The sequence below is a fragment of the Pseudomonas sp. NPDC096950 genome, from assembly GCF_044762525.1.
Lineage (GTDB): Bacteria > Pseudomonadota > Gammaproteobacteria > Pseudomonadales > Pseudomonadaceae > Aquipseudomonas.
The window spans coordinates 141,852-158,676 of sequence record NZ_JBIWEL010000008.1 but is presented as its reverse complement, the minus strand read 5'-3'; the positions used below and the strand labels follow the sequence as shown (position 1 = coordinate 158,676).

The window sequence follows — 16,825 nt, the reverse complement described above, 5'->3', positions numbered from 1 at the left end:
TGATCAGCCGTGAAATTCCGGCTGCACGATTTCCGTTTTCTGCTTGAGGAGTGACCCATGGTTGCCGCATTGCTTGATCGTCTTGGTGTGAACCCGGCCCTGTACCAGAACGGCAAAGTGCCGGTGCATTCGCCGATCGATGGCAGCCAGATTGCCGCCGTGAACTGGGAAGGCGCTGCCGAAGTCGAGCAACACATCAGTCGCGCAGATCATGCGTTCGAATTGTGGCGCAAGGTCCCGGCACCGCGCCGTGGCGAACTGGTGCGCCAACTGGGCGACATCCTGCGTGAATACAAGGCCGATCTCGGTGAGCTGGTCTCCTGGGAAGCCGGCAAGATCACCCAGGAAGGGCTGGGCGAAGTGCAGGAAATGATCGACATCTGCGACTTCGCCGTCGGTCTGTCCCGCCAGCTGTACGGCTTGACCATCGCTTCCGAGCGTCCTGGCCACCACATGCGCGAAACCTGGCATCCGCTGGGCGTTGTCGGTGTGATCAGTGCGTTCAATTTCCCGGTCGCGGTCTGGGCCTGGAACACCACGCTGGCGCTGGTCTGCGGTAACCCGGTGATCTGGAAACCGTCGGAAAAAACCCCGCTAACCGCTCTGGCCTGCCAGGCACTGTTCGACCGCGTGCTGAAAAACTTCTCCGACGCACCACCGCACCTCAGCCAAGTGATCATCGGCGGCCGCGATGCCGGCGAAGCACTGGTGGATGACCCGCGTGTCGCGCTGATCAGCGCCACCGGCAGCACCCGCATGGGCCGTGAAGTGGCGCCGAAAATCGCCGCACGCTTCGCTCGCAGCATTCTCGAACTGGGCGGCAACAACGCAATGATCCTCGGCCCAAGCGCCGACCTGGACATGGCCGTTCGCGCGATCCTGTTCAGCGCTGTCGGCACCGCCGGCCAGCGTTGCACCACCCTGCGTCGTCTGATTGCCCACGAATCGGTGAAAGAAGAAATCGTCACCCGCCTGAAGGCTGCGTACTCCAAGGTTCGCATCGGCAACCCGCTGGAAGGCAATCTGATCGGCCCGCTGATCGACAAAAACAGCTTTGAAAACATGCAGGAAGCGCTGGAACAGGCTCTGAGCGAAGGCGGCCGGGTGTTTGGCGGCAAGCGTCAACTGGAAGACAAGTTCCCGAATGCCTACTACGTGTCCCCGGCGATCGTGGAAATGCCGGAGCAAAGCGACGTGGTTCGCGATGAAACCTTCGCGCCGATCCTCTACGTTGTGGGCTACACCGATTTCGCCGAGGCCCTGCGCCTGAACAACGCTGTACCCCAAGGCCTGTCTTCGTGCATCTTCACCACCGACGTGCGTGAAGCCGAGCAGTTCATGTCCGCCGTGGGCAGCGACTGCGGCATCGCCAACGTCAACATCGGCCCGAGCGGCGCGGAAATCGGCGGCGCGTTTGGTGGCGAGAAGGAAACCGGCGGTGGTCGTGAGTCGGGCTCCGACGCATGGCGCGGCTACATGCGCCGCCAGACCAACACCGTGAACTATTCGCTGGAGTTGCCGTTGGCGCAGGGGATTACCTTCGACTAAGTACAACGCTTGAACCCATGAAGATCCCCTGTGGGAGCGGGCTTGCTCGCGAAAGCGGTGTGTCATTCAGCACAAATGTTGGATGTGACGCCGCCTTCGCGAGCAAGCCCGCTCCCACACTGGGAATGGTGTGTTGGTTAGGTTTCTGATTGGAGTCTGGCAATGCCGTTACGCGAAGAGTGTCTGTGGGAAAAACTGACGCCACAAAGGCCCGACAATGCGGCGCTCAAGGGTGAAGTGAAGGTTGATGTCTGCGTCATCGGCGCCGGGTTTACCGGGCTGTCGGCAGCGGTGCATTTGTTGGAGGCGGGTAAAAGCGTCTGTGTGCTGGAAGCTCATCGCGCCGGGCATGGCGGGTCTGGACGCAACGTCGGGCTAGTCAATGCCGGGATGTGGATTCCGCCGGACGAGATCGAAGCCGGATTCGGCGAAGCGGTGGGCAGTCAGCTCAACCGCATGCTCGGCGCGGCACCGTCCCTGGTGTTCAGCCTTGTGGATAAGTACAACATCGATTGCCAATTGCGCCGCGAAGGCACGCTGCACATGGCGCACAACAGCCGTGGCGAAGCGGATTTGCGCAGTCGTGAAGAACAATGGAAACGTCGCGGCGCCCCGGTCGAACTGTTGACCGGCCAGGCCTGCGAACAAGCCACCGGGACCAAAAAGATCGCCGCCGCGTTGCTGGATCGACGTGCTGGCACGATCAACCCGATGGCCTACACCACCGGGCTGGCCAAAGCGGCCATCGCCCTCGGAGGTCAGCTGTTCGATCATTCCCCGGTAACCCGCCTCGAACGTCAGGGCCAAAAGTGGTCAGTGCAGACCGCCCAAGGCTCGGTGCTGGCCGATCAGGTGGTCATCGCCTCCAACGCCTACACCGAAGGCGACTGGACAGAACTGCGCCGCAACTTCTTCCCCGGTTACTACTACCAAGTGGCCTCGGTCCCGTTGACCGAAGACGCCGCGCAACAGATCCTGCCCGGCGGCCAGGGTTCCTGGGATACGCGCCAGGTACTCAGCAGCATCCGTCGCGACAAAGATGGACGCCTGCTGCTCGGCAGTCTCGGCAACGGCAATCAGAAACCGACCTGGTTCTTGAAAGCCTGGGCCGATCGGGTCCAGCAGCACTATTTTCCGTTCCTCAAACCGGTGGAATGGGAATGCACCTGGACCGGTTGCATCGCGTTTACTCCCGATCACCTGATGCGTCTGTTCGAGCCGGCGCCCGGTTTAGTGGCGGTCACGGGGTACAACGGCCGGGGCGTGACGACGGGAACTGTGGTCGGCAAAGCCTTTGCCGACTATTTGTGTAACGGAAATCCTCAGGCGCTACCGATTCCGTTCGCACCGATGCAGCCCCTGGCAGGTGTTGGCCTGCGCAGCTGTCTGTATGAGGCCGGTTTTTCGCTGTATCACGCAGGCCAGTGCTTGCGGATCGTGATTTGATTGTTGAAATGTGTTGCTGGAAGCGGCGCTTTTTCGCGCAGCGACTAGCCTGTAAAAGGTGCGGGTTGTAGCAGTACCGCACCAGCAGTGTGCACTTCGGTGACGCACGTTGTTACAGGCTGGTTGCACGTCGTTTAGTGCCGCGGTTGCAATGATGGCGCGTGCGGGTTGCGCCTTTTTAAAGTAATGGTTTCACCTCCCGCGGTTTAGACGGTTGCACGCCCAATGAAAATGGGATCGAAACAGTCGAAATAACAATAAAGCAGCGACTTTTTTCAGAATAAAAAACCGATGGCACGGCCCTTGCTCTGAGCAACCAGAGAAGTCGCAGTGCCAACTAAAAAAAAACCTTGGAGCACCACCTCATGTCCCAGACGTTTTACAAGAAAGGCTTTCTGGCCCTCGCAGTGGCAACTGCGTTGGGTGTTTCTGCGTTTGCACAAGCTGATGTGAAAATCGGTGTGGCAGGTCCAATGACTGGCGCCAACGCGGCATTTGGCGAGCAGTACATGAAGGGTGCACAGGCAGCAGCCGACGCGATCAACGCATCGGGCGGCGTCAACGGGGAAAAAATCGTACTGGTCAAGGGCGATGACGCCTGCGAACCGAAACAGGCTGTGACGGTCGCCAAGGACCTGACCAACCAGAAAGTCGCTGGCGTAGTCGGCCACTTCTGCTCCTCGTCGACCATCCCGGCCTCCGAGATCTACGACGAAGCGGGCATCATCGCGATCACTCCAGGTTCCACCAACCCACAAGTTACCGAGCGCGGCCTGAGCGCCATGTTCCGTATGTGCGGGCGTGACGACCAGCAAGGCATCGTGGCGGGCGACTACATCGTCGACGTGCTCAAGGGCAAGAAAGTCGCCGTATTGCACGACAAAGACACCTACGGCCAAGGCCTGGCGGATGCCACCAAGGCTCAACTGGTCAAGCGCGGCGTAACGCCAGTGCTGTACGAAGGCCTGACCCGCGGCGAGAAAGACTTCAGCGCCGTGGTCACCAAGATCCGTGCGGCCGGTGCCGACGTGGTCTACTTCGGCGGCCTGCACCCAGAGGCGGGTCCACTGGTTAAACAGCTGCGTACCGAAGGCCTGAAAGACGTGAAATTCATGTCCGATGACGGCATCGTGACCGACGAACTGGTGACCACCGCTGGCGGCCCGCAATACGTCGACGGCGTGCTGATGACCTTCGGCGCCGACCCGCGTCTGCTGCCAGACAGCAAAACCGTAGTGGACGAGTTCCGCAAAAAAGGCACCGAGCCTGAAGGCTACACCCTGTACGCCTACGCTTCGGTCCAGACCCTGGCTGCCGCCTTCAACGGCTCCAAGTCCAACAGTGGCGAAAAAGCCGCCGAGTGGCTGAAGAAAAACCCGGTCAAGACCGTCATGGGCGAGAAGACCTGGGACAGCAAGGGCGACTTGAAAGTCTCCGACTACGTGGTTTACCAGTGGGACAAGGACGGCAAATACCACCAGCTGGAAAAACAGAAGTGATATGAACTGCTGACTTGCCCGGCGCCTTGTGCGCCGGGCAGTCAAAGAACATGTCCGTGCAGTACCTGTCTTTTCTCGTAGAGCTGCACACAACCGTGTTGCACTGGCGGCTGAACCCCGGTCCGTTGCAACCCGCTTCTGTGCAGTCTCTCAAATGCGTGAGATTGCGTTATGGATGGTATTTTCCTGCAGCAACTGGTCAACGGTCTGACCCTCGGGTCGGTCTATGGCCTGATCGCCATCGGCTACACAATGGTCTATGGCATCATCGGCATGATCAACTTCGCCCACGGCGAGGTTTACATGATTTCCGCTTACCTCGCGGCAATCAGTCTGGCTCTGCTGGCTTACTTCGGTATTGAATCCTTCCCTCTGCTGATGCTCGGCACACTGGTCTTCACCATCGTCGTCACGGCGGTGTATGGCTGGGTCATCGAGCGTGTCGCCTACAAACCGCTGCGCAACTCCACACGACTGGCACCGCTGATCAGCGCCATCGGTATTTCCCTGATCCTGCAAAACTACGCACAGATCGCCCAGGGCGCTCGCCAACAGGGTGTTCCAACCCTGCTGACCGGTGCATGGCGCGTTGAAGTCGGTACTGGCTTCGTCCAGCTGACCTACACCAAGATCTTCATTCTGGTGGCAGCGTTCGTCGGCATGGGCCTGCTGACCTATGTCATCAAGTACACCAAGCTCGGCCGCATGTGCCGCGCCACCCAGCAAGACCGCAAGATGGCCTCGATCCTGGGGATCAACACCGACCGCGTGATTTCCTACGTATTCATCATCGGTGCAGCGATGGCGGCCCTCGCCGGCGTGCTGATCACCATGAACTACGGCACGTTCGACTTCTACGCAGGCTTCGTTATCGGGATCAAGGCGTTCACCGCCGCGGTACTCGGTGGCATCGGTTCGCTGCCTGGCGCGATGCTCGGCGGGATCATCCTCGGGATTTCCGAGTCGCTGTTCTCAGGTCTGGTGAACTCGGACTACAAAGACGTTTTCAGCTTCTCGCTGCTCGTTCTCGTTCTGGTCTTTCGGCCCCAAGGCCTGCTCGGCCGTCCTCTTGTGTCGAAGGTGTAAGCGATGTCTTCAACCACTAAAAAAACCATTGATCTCAAAAGAAGCCTGGTTGACGCGATTCTTGCCGGCCTCGTTGCCCTGATTGTGTTCGGCCCGATTGTCGGCGTGGTCCTCGACGGCTACGGCTTCAACCTGCAACCGACACGGGTGGCGTGGATTGTCGCCATCGTCATGGCTGGCCGCTTTGCCTTGAGCCTGTTCCTGCAAACCCCCAAGGGCCTGAGAATCCTCGAAGGCTTTGAAAGTACCGGCTCCGGGGTTCATGTACTGCCGCCCGATTACAAAACCCGTTTGCGCTGGATCGTGCCACTGGTGATTGTCATCGCCGTGGTGTTTCCGTTCTTCTCCAACTCCTACCTGCTGGGCGTGGTCATCCTCGGGTTGATCTACGTGTTGCTGGGCCTGGGGCTGAACATCGTGGTTGGCCTGGCCGGCCTGCTCGACTTGGGTTACGTGGCGTTCTACGCCATCGGTGCCTACGGTCTGGCACTCGGTTATCAATACCTGGGCCTGGGTTTCTGGACGGTGCTGCCACTGGCGGCGATCACCGCGGGCCTGGCCGGTTGCATCCTCGGTTTCCCGGTGTTGCGCCTGCACGGTGACTACCTGGCGATCGTGACCCTGGGTTTCGGTGAAATCATTCGCTTGATCCTCAACAACTGGCTGTCCCTGACCGGCGGCCCGAACGGCATGCCAGCGCCGTTGCCGACGTTCTTCGGCCTCGAGTTCGGCAAACGCGCGAAGGACGGCGGGGTGCCTTTCCATGAGTTCTTCGGCATCGCCTACAACCCGGACGTGAAGTATTACTTCATCTACGCGGTGTTGTTCCTGGTGGTTCTGGCCGTGCTGTACATCAAGCATCGCCTGGTCAAGATGCCAGTCGGCCGTGCCTGGGAAGCCCTGCGTGAAGACGAAATCGCCTGCCGCTCCATGGGCCTGAACCACGTACTGGTCAAGCTCTCGGCGTTCACCATCGGTGCATCGACGGCGGGTCTGGCGGGTGTGTTCTTCGCGACCTATCAAGGCTTCGTCAACCCGACCTCGTTCACCTTCTTTGAATCGGCCCTGATCCTCGCCATCGTGGTACTCGGCGGCATGGGCTCGACCATCGGTGTGGTGATTGCAGCCTTCGTGCTGACCGTCGCCCCGGAACTGCTGCGTGGCTTCGCGGAATACCGCGTGCTGCTGTTCGGCGTGCTGATGGTGTTGATGATGATCTGGCGACCGCGCGGCCTGATTCGGATCAGCCGTACCGGTGTGACCCCGCGTAAAGGAGTAGCGCCATGAGCGAAGTCGTACTCTCGGTCGAGAAGCTGATGATGCACTTCGGCGGCATCAAGGCGTTGAGCGATGTCAGCCTCAAAGTCCACCGCAACTCGATCTTCGCCCTGATCGGCCCCAACGGCGCCGGCAAGACCACGGTGTTCAACTGCCTGACCGGGTTCTACAAGGCCTCCGGCGGCAAGATCGAACTCAATGTGCGTGGCGAGAAGACCAACGTTATCCAATTGCTGGGTGAATCGTTCAAACCGGTGGATTTCGTTTCACCGAAATCCTTCTTCAGCCGCATGTACTACAAGATGTTCGGCGGCACCCATCTGGTGAACCGGGCCGGCCTGGCGCGGACCTTCCAGAACATTCGCCTGTTCAAGGAAATGTCGGTGCTGGAAAACTTGCTGGTGGCCCAACACATGTGGGTCAACCGCAACATGTTGGCGGGCATTCTCAACACCAAGGGCTACCGTAAGGCTGAAAGCGATGCGCTGGACCACGCGTTCTACTGGCTGGAAGTGGTGGATCTGGTGGACTGCGCCAACCGGCTGGCCGGTGAACTGTCCTACGGCCAGCAACGTCGCCTGGAAATCGCCCGGGCCATGTGCACCCGGCCGCAGATCATAGGAGTCGTCGAACAGGCCGGCGGCCTCAACGCTGATGTAACCGAAGCGCTGTTCGTGATGATCCGGCTGCTGCGCGACGAGCACGATCTGACCGTGGTGCTGATCGAACACGACATGGGCATGGTAATGAGCATTTCCGACCACATCGTGGTGCTGGACCACGGCATCGTCATCGCCGAGGGCGGGCCTGACGCCATTCGTAACGACCCGAAAGTGATTGCGGCCTACCTGGGCGCTGATGAAGAGGAAGTGGTGCTATGAGCCAACCCATCCTCGAACTGAAGGATCTGGATGTGTTTTACGGGCCGATCCAGGCCCTGAAGAAAGTCTCGCTGCACATCAACGAAGGCGAAACCGTCAGCCTGATCGGCTCCAACGGCGCCGGCAAGTCGACCCTGCTGATGTCGATCTTCGGCCAGCCCCGGGCGGCTGACGGGCAGATCATCTATCAGGGTGTGGACATCACCCACAAATCGTCCCACTACATCGCGTCCAACGGCATTGCTCAATCGCCGGAAGGGCGGCGGGTGTTCCCCGACATGACCGTCGAGGAAAACCTGCTGATGGGCACCATCCCGATTGGCGACAAGTACGCCAAGGAAGACATGCAGCGCATGTTCAAGCTGTTTCCACGGCTTGAAGAGCGGCGGACCCAGCGGGCCATGACCATGTCCGGCGGCGAGCAGCAAATGCTCGCCATCGCTCGTGCACTGATGAGCCGGCCGAAGTTGTTGCTGCTCGACGAACCAAGCCTGGGCCTGGCGCCGATCGTGGTGAAACAGATCTTCGCCACCCTGCGGGAACTGGCGAGCACCGGCATGACCATCTTCCTGGTCGAGCAGAACGCCAACCACGCGCTCAAGCTGTCGGACCGGGCATACGTGATGGTCAACGGCGAGATCCGCCTCACAGGCACCGGCAAGGAGCTGCTGGTGAATGAGGAAGTGCGTAACGCTTATCTCGGCGGGCACTAATTCTCTGCTGAAGTAATCCACAGCCCCGACGAGCAATCGCCGGGGCTTTTTTACATCCCCAAAACACCACAAATCCCCCTGTGGGAGCGGGCTTGCTCGCGAAGGCGGCGTTTCAGCCACTTTGATGCTGGATGTGCCGCCGCCTTCGCGAGCAAGCCCGCTCCCACAGGTGTCTGCGGTGTGCTTTCGGGAAATTGTGGAAAACAATATTCACAAGCTCTCAAAGCGCGACATAAAGCCGCTGCAAATAGTTGTTTTGTCACGCTTTTGACTTGTCCCCGTTTGCTGTGGAGCTGGCTGTGAATAACGTGGGAGTAGCTGGCTGAGCGCCTTTGAAACCGTGGCTTTCAGGCTTGTGGTTGTTTTTTGATCAGGCGTTTTTCCCTAAGCATGAGCCGCCGTTGTCAACCTTTTTGTTGTGGGTCAAAAGCGCCAGATCCGAGGCGCGCCAGCCTGTGGATAAGTCTGTGGTTAAACTCTGGAAAGACTCGGCTGAGGGCCGTCGTTGCTGGCTTGGCGCCATCGTCGGTGTGTGCGGAGGATCGTGCAAAATGCCATGGGCTACACGGTGGCCTCTTGAGGGTCAAGCAAAAAAGTTTCTATTCTGCTCGCAAAGCCTTATGCACAGCGGCTTCCAGCTTTTGCACTTGCCCCCAAAGACTGTGGACCGGCCTGTGGATAACGTGCGCGCACATGGCTGCAAGCCACGGCGTGTAAGGCGTTGCCGTGGTTGGTTGTTTTTCGTACAGAAAAGACCGGGGAACGAGGTTGCCGGTAAGGGCCGCGCCGGGCATGCTGGCGGCTGATTTTCTATTCCAATGGCTGCCGATCAGCCGAAGCAAGGAGAACACGATGTCCAACACCCTGTTTATCACCGGCGCGACGTCCGGTTTTGGCGAAGCCTGTGCCCGTCGTTTTGCCGAGGCTGGCTGGAAACTGGTGCTGACCGGGCGTCGTGAAGAACGCCTCAATGCCCTGTGCGCTGAGCTGTCGAAGCAGACCGAGGTCCATGGCCTGGTGCTCGACGTGCGTGACCGCAAGGCCATGGAGGAAGCGATTGCCAACCTGCCGCCGTCCTTCGCCAAGCTGCGCGGGCTGATCAACAACGCCGGCCTGGCCCTGGGCGTGGACCCGGCGCCCAAGTGTGATCTGGACGACTGGGACACCATGGTCGACACCAACATCAAGGGCCTGATGTACAGCACTCGGCTGCTGCTGCCGCGCCTGATCGCCCATGGTCGCGGCGCCGGCATCGTCAACCTTGGCTCCATCGCCGGCAACTACCCGTACCCGGGCAGCCACGTGTATGGCGCGAGCAAGGCGTTCGTCAAACAGTTCTCCCTGAACCTGCGCTGCGACCTGCAAGGTACCGGCGTGCGCGTCAGCAACATTGAACCGGGCCTCTGCGAAAGCGAGTTCTCCCTGGTGCGTTTCGCCGGTGACCAGGAGCGTTACAACGCTACCTATGCCGGTGCCGAGCCGATCCAGCCGCAGGACATTGCCGATACCATCTTCTGGGTTCTCAACGCGCCGGCGCACATCAACATCAACAGCCTGGAGTTGATGCCGGTGAGCCAGACCTGGGCGGGTTTTTCGATTGAACGTAATGGTGGCAAGGCTTAAGACCGCGTTATCGTTCTTCGCGAGCAAGCCCGCTCCCACAGGAAAATATGTTGTGTCCAGGATTGCAGGTACACCATAACTCCAATGTGGGTGGGCTTGCTCGCGAAGGAGCCGGAACTGACAAAACAGCGCATAAGGTAGACTCCTCCCCCAACAACCCCACCGCACCCCGCGGTTTTCAGGGTTTTCAGAGGAGGCTACGTGAGTAACCGAGGTGAGCAGTCGCTGCTCAAACAATCGACGATCCTGATGTTCGCCGTGGCGATCGCCGGGATCGTCACCGGTTTCGTTTCAGGTGCCCAATCCATCCTGTTCGATGGTTTTTTCTCGTTGATCGCGACCTTTATCAAGGTCCTGATGCTGATCACCGCCAAATTAATCGCCAAAGAAAGCAACCACCGCTTCCAGTTCGGCTTCTGGCATTTGGAGCCGATGGTGTTGCTGATCGAAGGCAGCTTCCTGTTCTTGATTGCGATCTATGCCTTTCTCAACGGTGTGTTCGGCATCATCAATGGCGGCCGCGAGATCGAGCTGGGGCTGGTGATCATCTACGCGGCGGTGTTTACCGTCGTCGAGTTCGCGTACTTCTTCTACGTTCGCCATCGCAATCGCAAGCTCAAATCCACGCTGATTCAGTTCGACAACATCAGCTGGCTGGTGGACGCGATGCTCTCGGTGGGCCTGCTGGTGAGTTTCCTCACCGCGCTGCTGCTCAAGTCCCAGGGTTACGGCCAGTGGGCGGTCTACGTCGATCCGCTGATTTTGATTCTGCTGGCCCTGAGCATGTTGCCGCCAGCCTTCAAGATCCTGCGTCCGGCGTTGCGCGACGTATTGGGGATTGTCCCGGATCAACTGAACGACACGGTGCGCCAGGTGATGGACGCGGCCAAAGTCGAGCATGGTTTCGACGACTACAGCTCCTACGTGCAGAAGCACGGGCGGGCGCGGTTTATCGAGATTCACGTGGTGTTACCGGCGGATTACCGACTGGAAAGCGTGGGGCAACTGGATGTGCTGCGCGAGGAGATATCCGCGAAGCTGGGTCAGGCGGATGCGGCACGATGGCTGACCATCAGTTTTACCGGGGATCGGAAGTGGATTTCCTGACAGTTCGGTGACCTTTTCGAGGCCATTCGCGAGCAAGCCCGCTCCCACATTGGAATGCATTCTCCTGTGGGAGCGGGCTTGCTCGCGAAAGCAATCTATCGGTCAGCGCAAATATTCAACCAACCCACGATAACAAGTCGCCAAGTGATAAGGCGTGGTCGAAGGCATGTCCTTGCGGCTGACTTCGCCCACGGCATCACGGCACTCATACCAGCCACCCGCATGCAGGAAGCGTTGCTGCAACGCCTGCAATTGACGCAGCACTGCCGCTTCACTGTCAGGCCGTAAAGTCAGCGCCCGCAGATACTCGGCCTGGGCCCAGATTCTTTCGGTGCCATCCTTCGGGCAGCCATCCAGATCAAGCATCGCCCGCACCGCGCTGGTCTGTGGATCAACACCCAATTGCTCGCTGAGCGCAAACGCCCGATCCAGCGACGCATGGAGCTTCGATCCACGCAGCAATGGCGAGGATTCCAGCAGGAAATACCATTCGAATTGATGCCCCGGTTCGAACCAGTTATCCACAGCCCCCAACGGCTTTTCCATCAACACACCGGTCTGCGGATCGATGAAGTGCTTCTGCATGGCTGTGCATAACTCAACCAGCGCGCCTTGGGCGGCAGCGTCTTCGCGAACGGAAAGGGTGGCGAGGAAGGCTTCGGCCAAGTGCATCAGCGGGTTTTGCAATGGCCCGGTCTTGAGGGAAGACCAGTCCCGCTCAAGGCACGCTTCGTACAGACCGTCGTCCGTGGCGAAGCGCTTGGCTACAACTTCCAGTGCCGCATTGAGCACGGATTCCACCAGCGGCTCACGCACCTTGTCCCAATAATGAGCGCAGGCGAACAGGATGAAGGCGTGGGTGTAGAGGTCTTTGCGCTGGTCCAGCGGCGCGCCTTGCGGGTCGATGCTGTAGAACCAGCCGCCGTGCTCGGCATCGTGGAAATGCTGCTGCAAGGAGCGGAACAGCGCCGCCGCACGTTCTTGAGCCTCCGGCACCTGGCCGATCAGGCTCGAAAACAGATACAGCTGACGGGCGCAGGCCATGGCGCGATAGCGTTGCGGTGGCAAGGGTTGGTGCCCGGCGTCCAGCGCTTCATAGGGCAGCGCCATGTCGGTGTTCCAGCCGGGGCCTTGCCAGAGCGGCACGATCACGTCCTGGAAGTGCTGTTGCACCGAGGCGAACAGGGCGGTCAATTCAGGCTGGGAGGCAGAGCGGGAAACAGGTGGCATTGGCTGGCGTCGTCACGGCAGGGGCGATTGCGCGACATGTTAGCAGCCTGGGAGAGGTGGTGTCTGTCAGGCCGCCTTCGCGAGCAAGCCCGCTCCCACAGTGGATCTGTGTACACAGGACCAATGTGGGAGCGGGCTTGCTCGCGAAGGGGACAGAACAGTCGATAAAGAATCAGCCCGCCAACAACCAAACCCCAGTCGCCGCCGAAGCCGCACCCGCCACGCGAATCAAGGGCGCCGCCGCTTGCGGCAGAACGCGAACCACCGCGTAACCCAAGCCATGCAACGCCGCCGTCGCCACCACAAATCCTGCGGCATACGCCCAAGGGCTCGACATGTCTGGCAATTCCAGACCATGGGCCACGCCATGGAACAAGGCAAACAACGCCGTCGCGCCAACGGCCACGCTCAACGGCGGACGCACCGCCAGCGCCACAGCCAGGCCCAGCGCCAGCACCGACGCGGCAATCCCGCTTTCCATAGCCGGTAGGTTCAGTCCTTCAAAACCCAGCAAGCCGCCGATCAACATGGTGCCGACGAACGTGCATGGCAGCGCCCAGCGTGCCGCGCCTTTTTGCTGAGCCGCCCACAATCCCACCGCGACCATCGCCAGCAGGTGATCAATGCCCCCAATCGGGTGGCTGATACCGGCGATCAAACCGTTGTCGCCATGGCCCGGGTGGGCGAAAGCGATGGCCGGGGTCAGCAGCAGGGCCAGGGCGCCCAGGATGCGTTTCAGTGTCATGGATAAGCTTCCTTGTTGAAAAGTCGTGATCAGGCTGCGGTCAGCAGGCCCTGGCGTTCGATGAAGGCGATGATGTCTTCCAGGCCCAGGCCGGTCTTCTGGTTGCTGAAGACGAACGGCTTGCCGTTGCGCATGCGTTTGGTGTCGCTGTCCATCAGTTCCAGCGATGCGCCCACCATTGGTGCCAAGTCGACTTTGTTAATCACCAGCAGATCGGATTTGCAGATCCCCGGCCCGCCCTTGCGCGGCAACTTGTCGCCGGCCGAAACGTCGATCACGTAAATGGTCAGGTCCGACAGCTCCGGGCTGAAGGTCGCCGAAAGGTTGTCGCCGCCGGACTCGACGATGATCAGATCCAGCCCCGGAAAGCGCCGGTTCAACTGATCCACGGCTTCGAGGTTGATCGAAGCGTCTTCGCGGATCGCCGTGTGCGGGCAGCCACCGGTTTCCACGCCGATAATCCGCTCGGGCGCCAGGGCTTCATTGCGCACCAGAAAATCGGCGTCTTCACGGGTGTAGATGTCGTTGGTCACGACCGCCAGGTTGTAGCGGTCGCGCAGGGCCAGGCACAGGGCCAGGGTCAGCGCTGTTTTACCGGAACCGACCGGGCCGCCGATGCCGACGCGCAGAGGTTGTGTGTTCATGTGCTTCTCCAAAATAAAAGGCCCTAGGAACGGAACAGGCGGCTGTACTGGCGCTCATGGGCCATGCACGCCAGGGACAGGCCGAACGCGGCGCTGCCATAGTGTTCGGGATTGATTCGAGTGGCGTTGTGCTGGGCTTCCTGCAACAGCGGCAGCAATTGGCTGGTCAGGCGTTGGGCGGCTTGCTGGCCCAGGGGCAAGGTTTTCATCAACACCGCCAATTGGTTTTCCAGCCAGCTCCAGAGCCACGCGGCCAAGGCGTCTTGCGGACTGATGCCCCAGGCGCGAGCGGCCAGGGCCCAGCCGAGGGCCAGGTGCGGCTCCGGGCGTTGTTCGAGAAAGGCCCGGGCCGGCGCATCGAGTTCTGGCAAACCATTGAGCAGTTGCTGCAACGAATAGCCCATCTGCCGGCTCTCCTGATGCAACTCGCGGGTTTCGCGGCTGGCGCGATGTTCCTCGCAGCGTTGCAGCAGTTCGGCCCAATTTTCTTGCGAGGCGGCCACGCAATGGGCGAGCAGCAGCGGCGCTTCGAAGCGGGCGAGGTTGAGCAGCAACTGATCACTGATCCAGCGCCGGGCGCTGTTGGCATCCGTCACGCGGCCGTTATCCACCGCCATTTCCAGACCTTGGGAATAGCTGTAGCCGCCAATCGGCAACTGCGGACTGGCCAGGCGCAGCAGCGCCCAGGCTGGGTTCATAGACGTACGCCGAACTGGTGCAGTTTCGGCGGATAGTTGAAGTCTTCGTCGCCATGGCGCGAGTGGTGATGGCCGCCACCGTAGGCGCCGTGTTCCGGCTGGAACGGCGCTTCGATGTTTTCGACCTTGGCATCGAGTTGTTCAAGCATGGCTTTGAGCACGTAATCGTCGAGCAGGCGCAACCAGCCGTCACCGACTTGCAGGGCGACGTGGCGATTGCCCAGGTGATAGGCGGCGCGGGTCAGTTCGAAAGCATTGGCGCAGGTGACGTGCAGCAGTTGTTCGGGGCGGGCGCAGACGCGGACGATGCGCCCGTCTTCGGCCTGCAGGCATTCGCCGTCATACAGCGGTGGCTGGCCGCGCTCCAAAAATAACCCGACGTCTTCCTGCTCGGCACTGAAACAGCGCAAGCGACTTTTGCTCCGGGCTTCGAAGGTCAGGTGCAACTCGGCGGCCCAGACGGGTTGAGGGTCGATTCTGCGGTGAATCACCAGCATCGGAAAGCTTCCAGCAAAGGACAATGCTCAGGCTAGAGCAAGGGGCTTGCCAATCGGGCGATGCGTAGGAAAACCCTGTCGGAGAGTAGTAGTTGTTGCAGGATGTTGCAGGGTTTTGAGTCATGTTGGTGCGTGAAGGATTCTTCATGCACCAAATGTGGGAGTGGCGGTGCGGCGATCCCGACTTGCTCGCGAAGGCGGTTTGTCAGTCGAAGTTGATTTCGCCTGACACACCGCCTTCGCGAGCAAGCCCGCTCCCACAGGGGATTTGTGTTATTCCGTGCTGCCGAGGCCTTGCCAATGCTTGAGGCCGATGAAGATAAAGCGCAGCTGCTGAGTGATTTTTGCTTGGGGCGTCAGGTGCTCGGGCAACGCTTCAACCGGCGGATCGATGATGTCGGGCAAGGTTGCAAACACACTTTTAACAATCAGGTCAGCCATGACACTCAGGCCGGCTAGGTCCAGATGCTGCAGCTTTGGCATCAGCGACAGGTCTGAAGCCAGGTCGGAGCTGATGTCTTCGCGCAAGCGGCCGATGGCTTGGCGCACTGGTAATGAACCGCCGTATTGCTCGCGAGCCAGAAACAGGAATTGCGAGCGGTTGGCGCTGACCACATCGAGGAAGATCCGTACCGACGCATCAATGATGCCGCCCATGACGAATTCGTTGTGGCGGACCAGGCGGATGGTTTCGCGGAAGGTCTGGCCGACTTCACTGACCAGCACCAGGCCCAGTTCGTCCATATCGGCAAAATGCCGGTAGAAACCGGTGGGCACGATCCCGGCGGTTTTCGCCACTTCGCGCAGGCTCAGGCTGCCGAATCCTCGGCCGCATTCCATCAAATGGCGGGCGGCGTCCATCAGGGCGTTGCGGGTCTGTTGTTTCTGTTCGGCGCGGGGCAGCATCGCAAGGGTGTTTTCTGGAAAGGACAGCGGCGCACTCTAGCAAATCGGCTTTGCCGGCGTCGAACGGGGATAGGGATCAAGCGAGGAGAAGTGTGGCTCTATATAAAGTCAAAAGCCCAATCCGGGGATTGGGCTTTTTTTCAGGGCCGCCATGGGCTCAGCTCACAGCACTGTTGCGTTCGATTACACGGTCACCACCACCTTCAGCAAGGGTTTGGCCTTGTGGGGTGCGGTCCGAACCATCAGAAGCGAGGGTCTGGCCTTGTGGAGTGCGGTCCGAACCATCAGCAGCGAGGGTTTGGCCTTGTGGAGTGCGATCGGAACCGTCGGAAGCCAGGGTTTGGCCCTGTGGAGTGCGATCCGAACCGTCGGAAGCGAGGGTTTGGCCTTGTGGAGTACGATCGGAACCGTCAGCAGCCAGGGTTTGACCTTGTGGGGTTTTGTCGTAGCCGTCTTGGGTGATCAAGCCTTTTTCTTTCAGGCGATCATTACCACCTTCGGCAAGGGTCTGGCCTTGTGGAGTGCGATCCGAACCATCGGCTGCGACGGTTTGGCTGAACACCGAGTGGCTGTCTTTGACTTGTGGTGTGGCTTGATCAGCAGCTGGCAGAGCAAAAGCGGTGCTGGCTAGCATCGAAAGGGTCAGGCTAAGCAGTAATTGGCGTTTCATGATGGGTTGCTCCTTGGGAGGGCGATAAAGTGGGTACGAGGGTAATGCTACTCTCGATAAGTCGATATAAAAGTTCATAAACGCAATGGTAATAATCAACAGAATTGATTGTTTGACGCAGAGGCTCTAGAACGGGCGTTTCCGGCGGGTCGTTTTGCACCGAGGTGGGTATTTTCGACCCACTCGTGCCGCACAAAAGTGCGGGGCCGGTAACGCCAGAAGCGGGCGCACTGTGTCCGTGGCCGATTATTTGA

Annotated in this window: 16 protein-coding genes; 9 read left to right on the top strand and 7 right to left on the bottom strand. The window is 59.8% G+C overall.

All coding sequences use genetic code 11. The features are described 5' to 3' along the window. Positions 1-57: 57 nt before the first annotated feature. From ACIQY3_RS15320 to ACIQY3_RS15280, 9 genes are all read left to right on the top strand, one after another. A complete protein-coding gene (locus tag ACIQY3_RS15320) occupies positions 58-1,548 on the top strand; it encodes an aldehyde dehydrogenase family protein (protein ID WP_054044088.1) in 1,491 nt (496 codons plus the stop codon). Between the two features lie 162 nt (positions 1,549-1,710). After that, positions 1,711-2,994 carry an NAD(P)/FAD-dependent oxidoreductase gene (locus ACIQY3_RS15315; RefSeq protein ID WP_403020766.1) on the top strand — a complete coding sequence of 428 codons (1,284 nt, stop codon included), beginning with the start codon at positions 1,711-1,713 and terminating at the stop codon, positions 2,992-2,994. Between the two features lie 365 nt (positions 2,995-3,359). Beyond that, complete coding sequence (locus ACIQY3_RS15310; protein ID WP_169371860.1) at positions 3,360-4,493, top strand: branched-chain amino acid ABC transporter substrate-binding protein; 1,134 nt, start codon at positions 3,360-3,362, stop codon at positions 4,491-4,493. A gap of 171 nt (positions 4,494-4,664) precedes the next feature. Next, the gene (locus ACIQY3_RS15305; RefSeq protein WP_027921961.1) at positions 4,665-5,579 is read left to right on the top strand and encodes an ABC transporter permease subunit; all 915 of its coding nucleotides are present in this window, start codon (positions 4,665-4,667) and stop codon (positions 5,577-5,579) included. Positions 5,580-5,582: 3 nt separating this feature from the next. Further along, positions 5,583-6,866: a high-affinity branched-chain amino acid ABC transporter permease LivM gene (gene livM / locus ACIQY3_RS15300; RefSeq protein ID WP_403020763.1), complete on the top strand. Its 1,284-nt coding sequence runs from the start codon at positions 5,583-5,585 to the stop codon at positions 6,864-6,866. Beyond that, positions 6,863-7,738, top strand: a complete 876-nt coding sequence (locus ACIQY3_RS15295; protein ID WP_403020761.1) for an ATP-binding cassette domain-containing protein — start codon at positions 6,863-6,865, stop codon at positions 7,736-7,738. The genes livM and ACIQY3_RS15295 overlap by 4 nt, the downstream gene beginning before the upstream one ends. Next, positions 7,735-8,451: an ABC transporter ATP-binding protein gene (locus ACIQY3_RS15290; protein WP_213940976.1), complete on the top strand. Its 717-nt coding sequence runs from the start codon at positions 7,735-7,737 to the stop codon at positions 8,449-8,451. Before ACIQY3_RS15295 ends, ACIQY3_RS15290 begins: the two co-directional genes overlap by 4 nt. Before the next feature lie 852 nt (positions 8,452-9,303). After that, the gene (locus ACIQY3_RS15285; protein ID WP_054044081.1) at positions 9,304-10,074 is read left to right on the top strand and encodes an SDR family oxidoreductase; all 771 of its coding nucleotides are present in this window, start codon (positions 9,304-9,306) and stop codon (positions 10,072-10,074) included. A gap of 201 nt (positions 10,075-10,275) precedes the next feature. Continuing rightward, positions 10,276-11,181, top strand: a complete 906-nt coding sequence (locus tag ACIQY3_RS15280) for a cation diffusion facilitator family transporter (RefSeq protein WP_403020758.1) — start codon at positions 10,276-10,278, stop codon at positions 11,179-11,181. 102 nt (positions 11,182-11,283) lie between these two features. On the opposite strand, the gene ACIQY3_RS15275 is transcribed toward ACIQY3_RS15280, so the two are convergent. The 7 genes from ACIQY3_RS15275 to ACIQY3_RS15245 form a co-directional block, all read right to left on the bottom strand. Then, a complete protein-coding gene (locus ACIQY3_RS15275) occupies positions 11,284-12,411 on the bottom strand; it encodes an AGE family epimerase/isomerase (RefSeq protein WP_403020756.1) in 1,128 nt (375 codons plus the stop codon). A 172-nt stretch (positions 12,412-12,583) separates the two neighbouring features. Next, a complete protein-coding gene (locus tag ACIQY3_RS15270; RefSeq protein WP_403020754.1) occupies positions 12,584-13,156 on the bottom strand; it encodes a HupE/UreJ family protein in 573 nt (190 codons plus the stop codon). 29 nt (positions 13,157-13,185) lie between these two features. Continuing rightward, positions 13,186-13,800 (bottom strand): urease accessory protein UreG, encoded by a 615-nt coding sequence (ureG, locus tag ACIQY3_RS15265; protein ID WP_054044077.1) that lies wholly within the window; start codon positions 13,798-13,800, stop codon positions 13,186-13,188. 23 nt (positions 13,801-13,823) lie between these two features. After that, positions 13,824-14,498: an urease accessory protein UreF gene (locus ACIQY3_RS15260; RefSeq protein WP_403020751.1), complete on the bottom strand. Its 675-nt coding sequence runs from the start codon at positions 14,496-14,498 to the stop codon at positions 13,824-13,826. Next, positions 14,495-14,995 carry an urease accessory protein UreE gene (gene ureE / locus ACIQY3_RS15255; RefSeq protein ID WP_054044075.1) on the bottom strand — a complete coding sequence of 167 codons (501 nt, stop codon included), beginning with the start codon at positions 14,993-14,995 and terminating at the stop codon, positions 14,495-14,497. The genes ACIQY3_RS15260 and ureE overlap by 4 nt, the downstream gene beginning before the upstream one ends. Positions 14,996-15,268: 273 nt before the next feature. Further along, positions 15,269-15,901: a TetR family transcriptional regulator gene (locus ACIQY3_RS15250; protein WP_403020749.1), complete on the bottom strand. Its 633-nt coding sequence runs from the start codon at positions 15,899-15,901 to the stop codon at positions 15,269-15,271. Between the two features lie 157 nt (positions 15,902-16,058). Further along, on the bottom strand, positions 16,059-16,571 hold the full coding sequence (locus ACIQY3_RS15245; protein ID WP_403020747.1) for a hypothetical protein: 513 nt from the start codon (positions 16,569-16,571) through the stop codon (positions 16,059-16,061). Between the last annotated feature and the right edge of the window lie 254 nt (positions 16,572-16,825).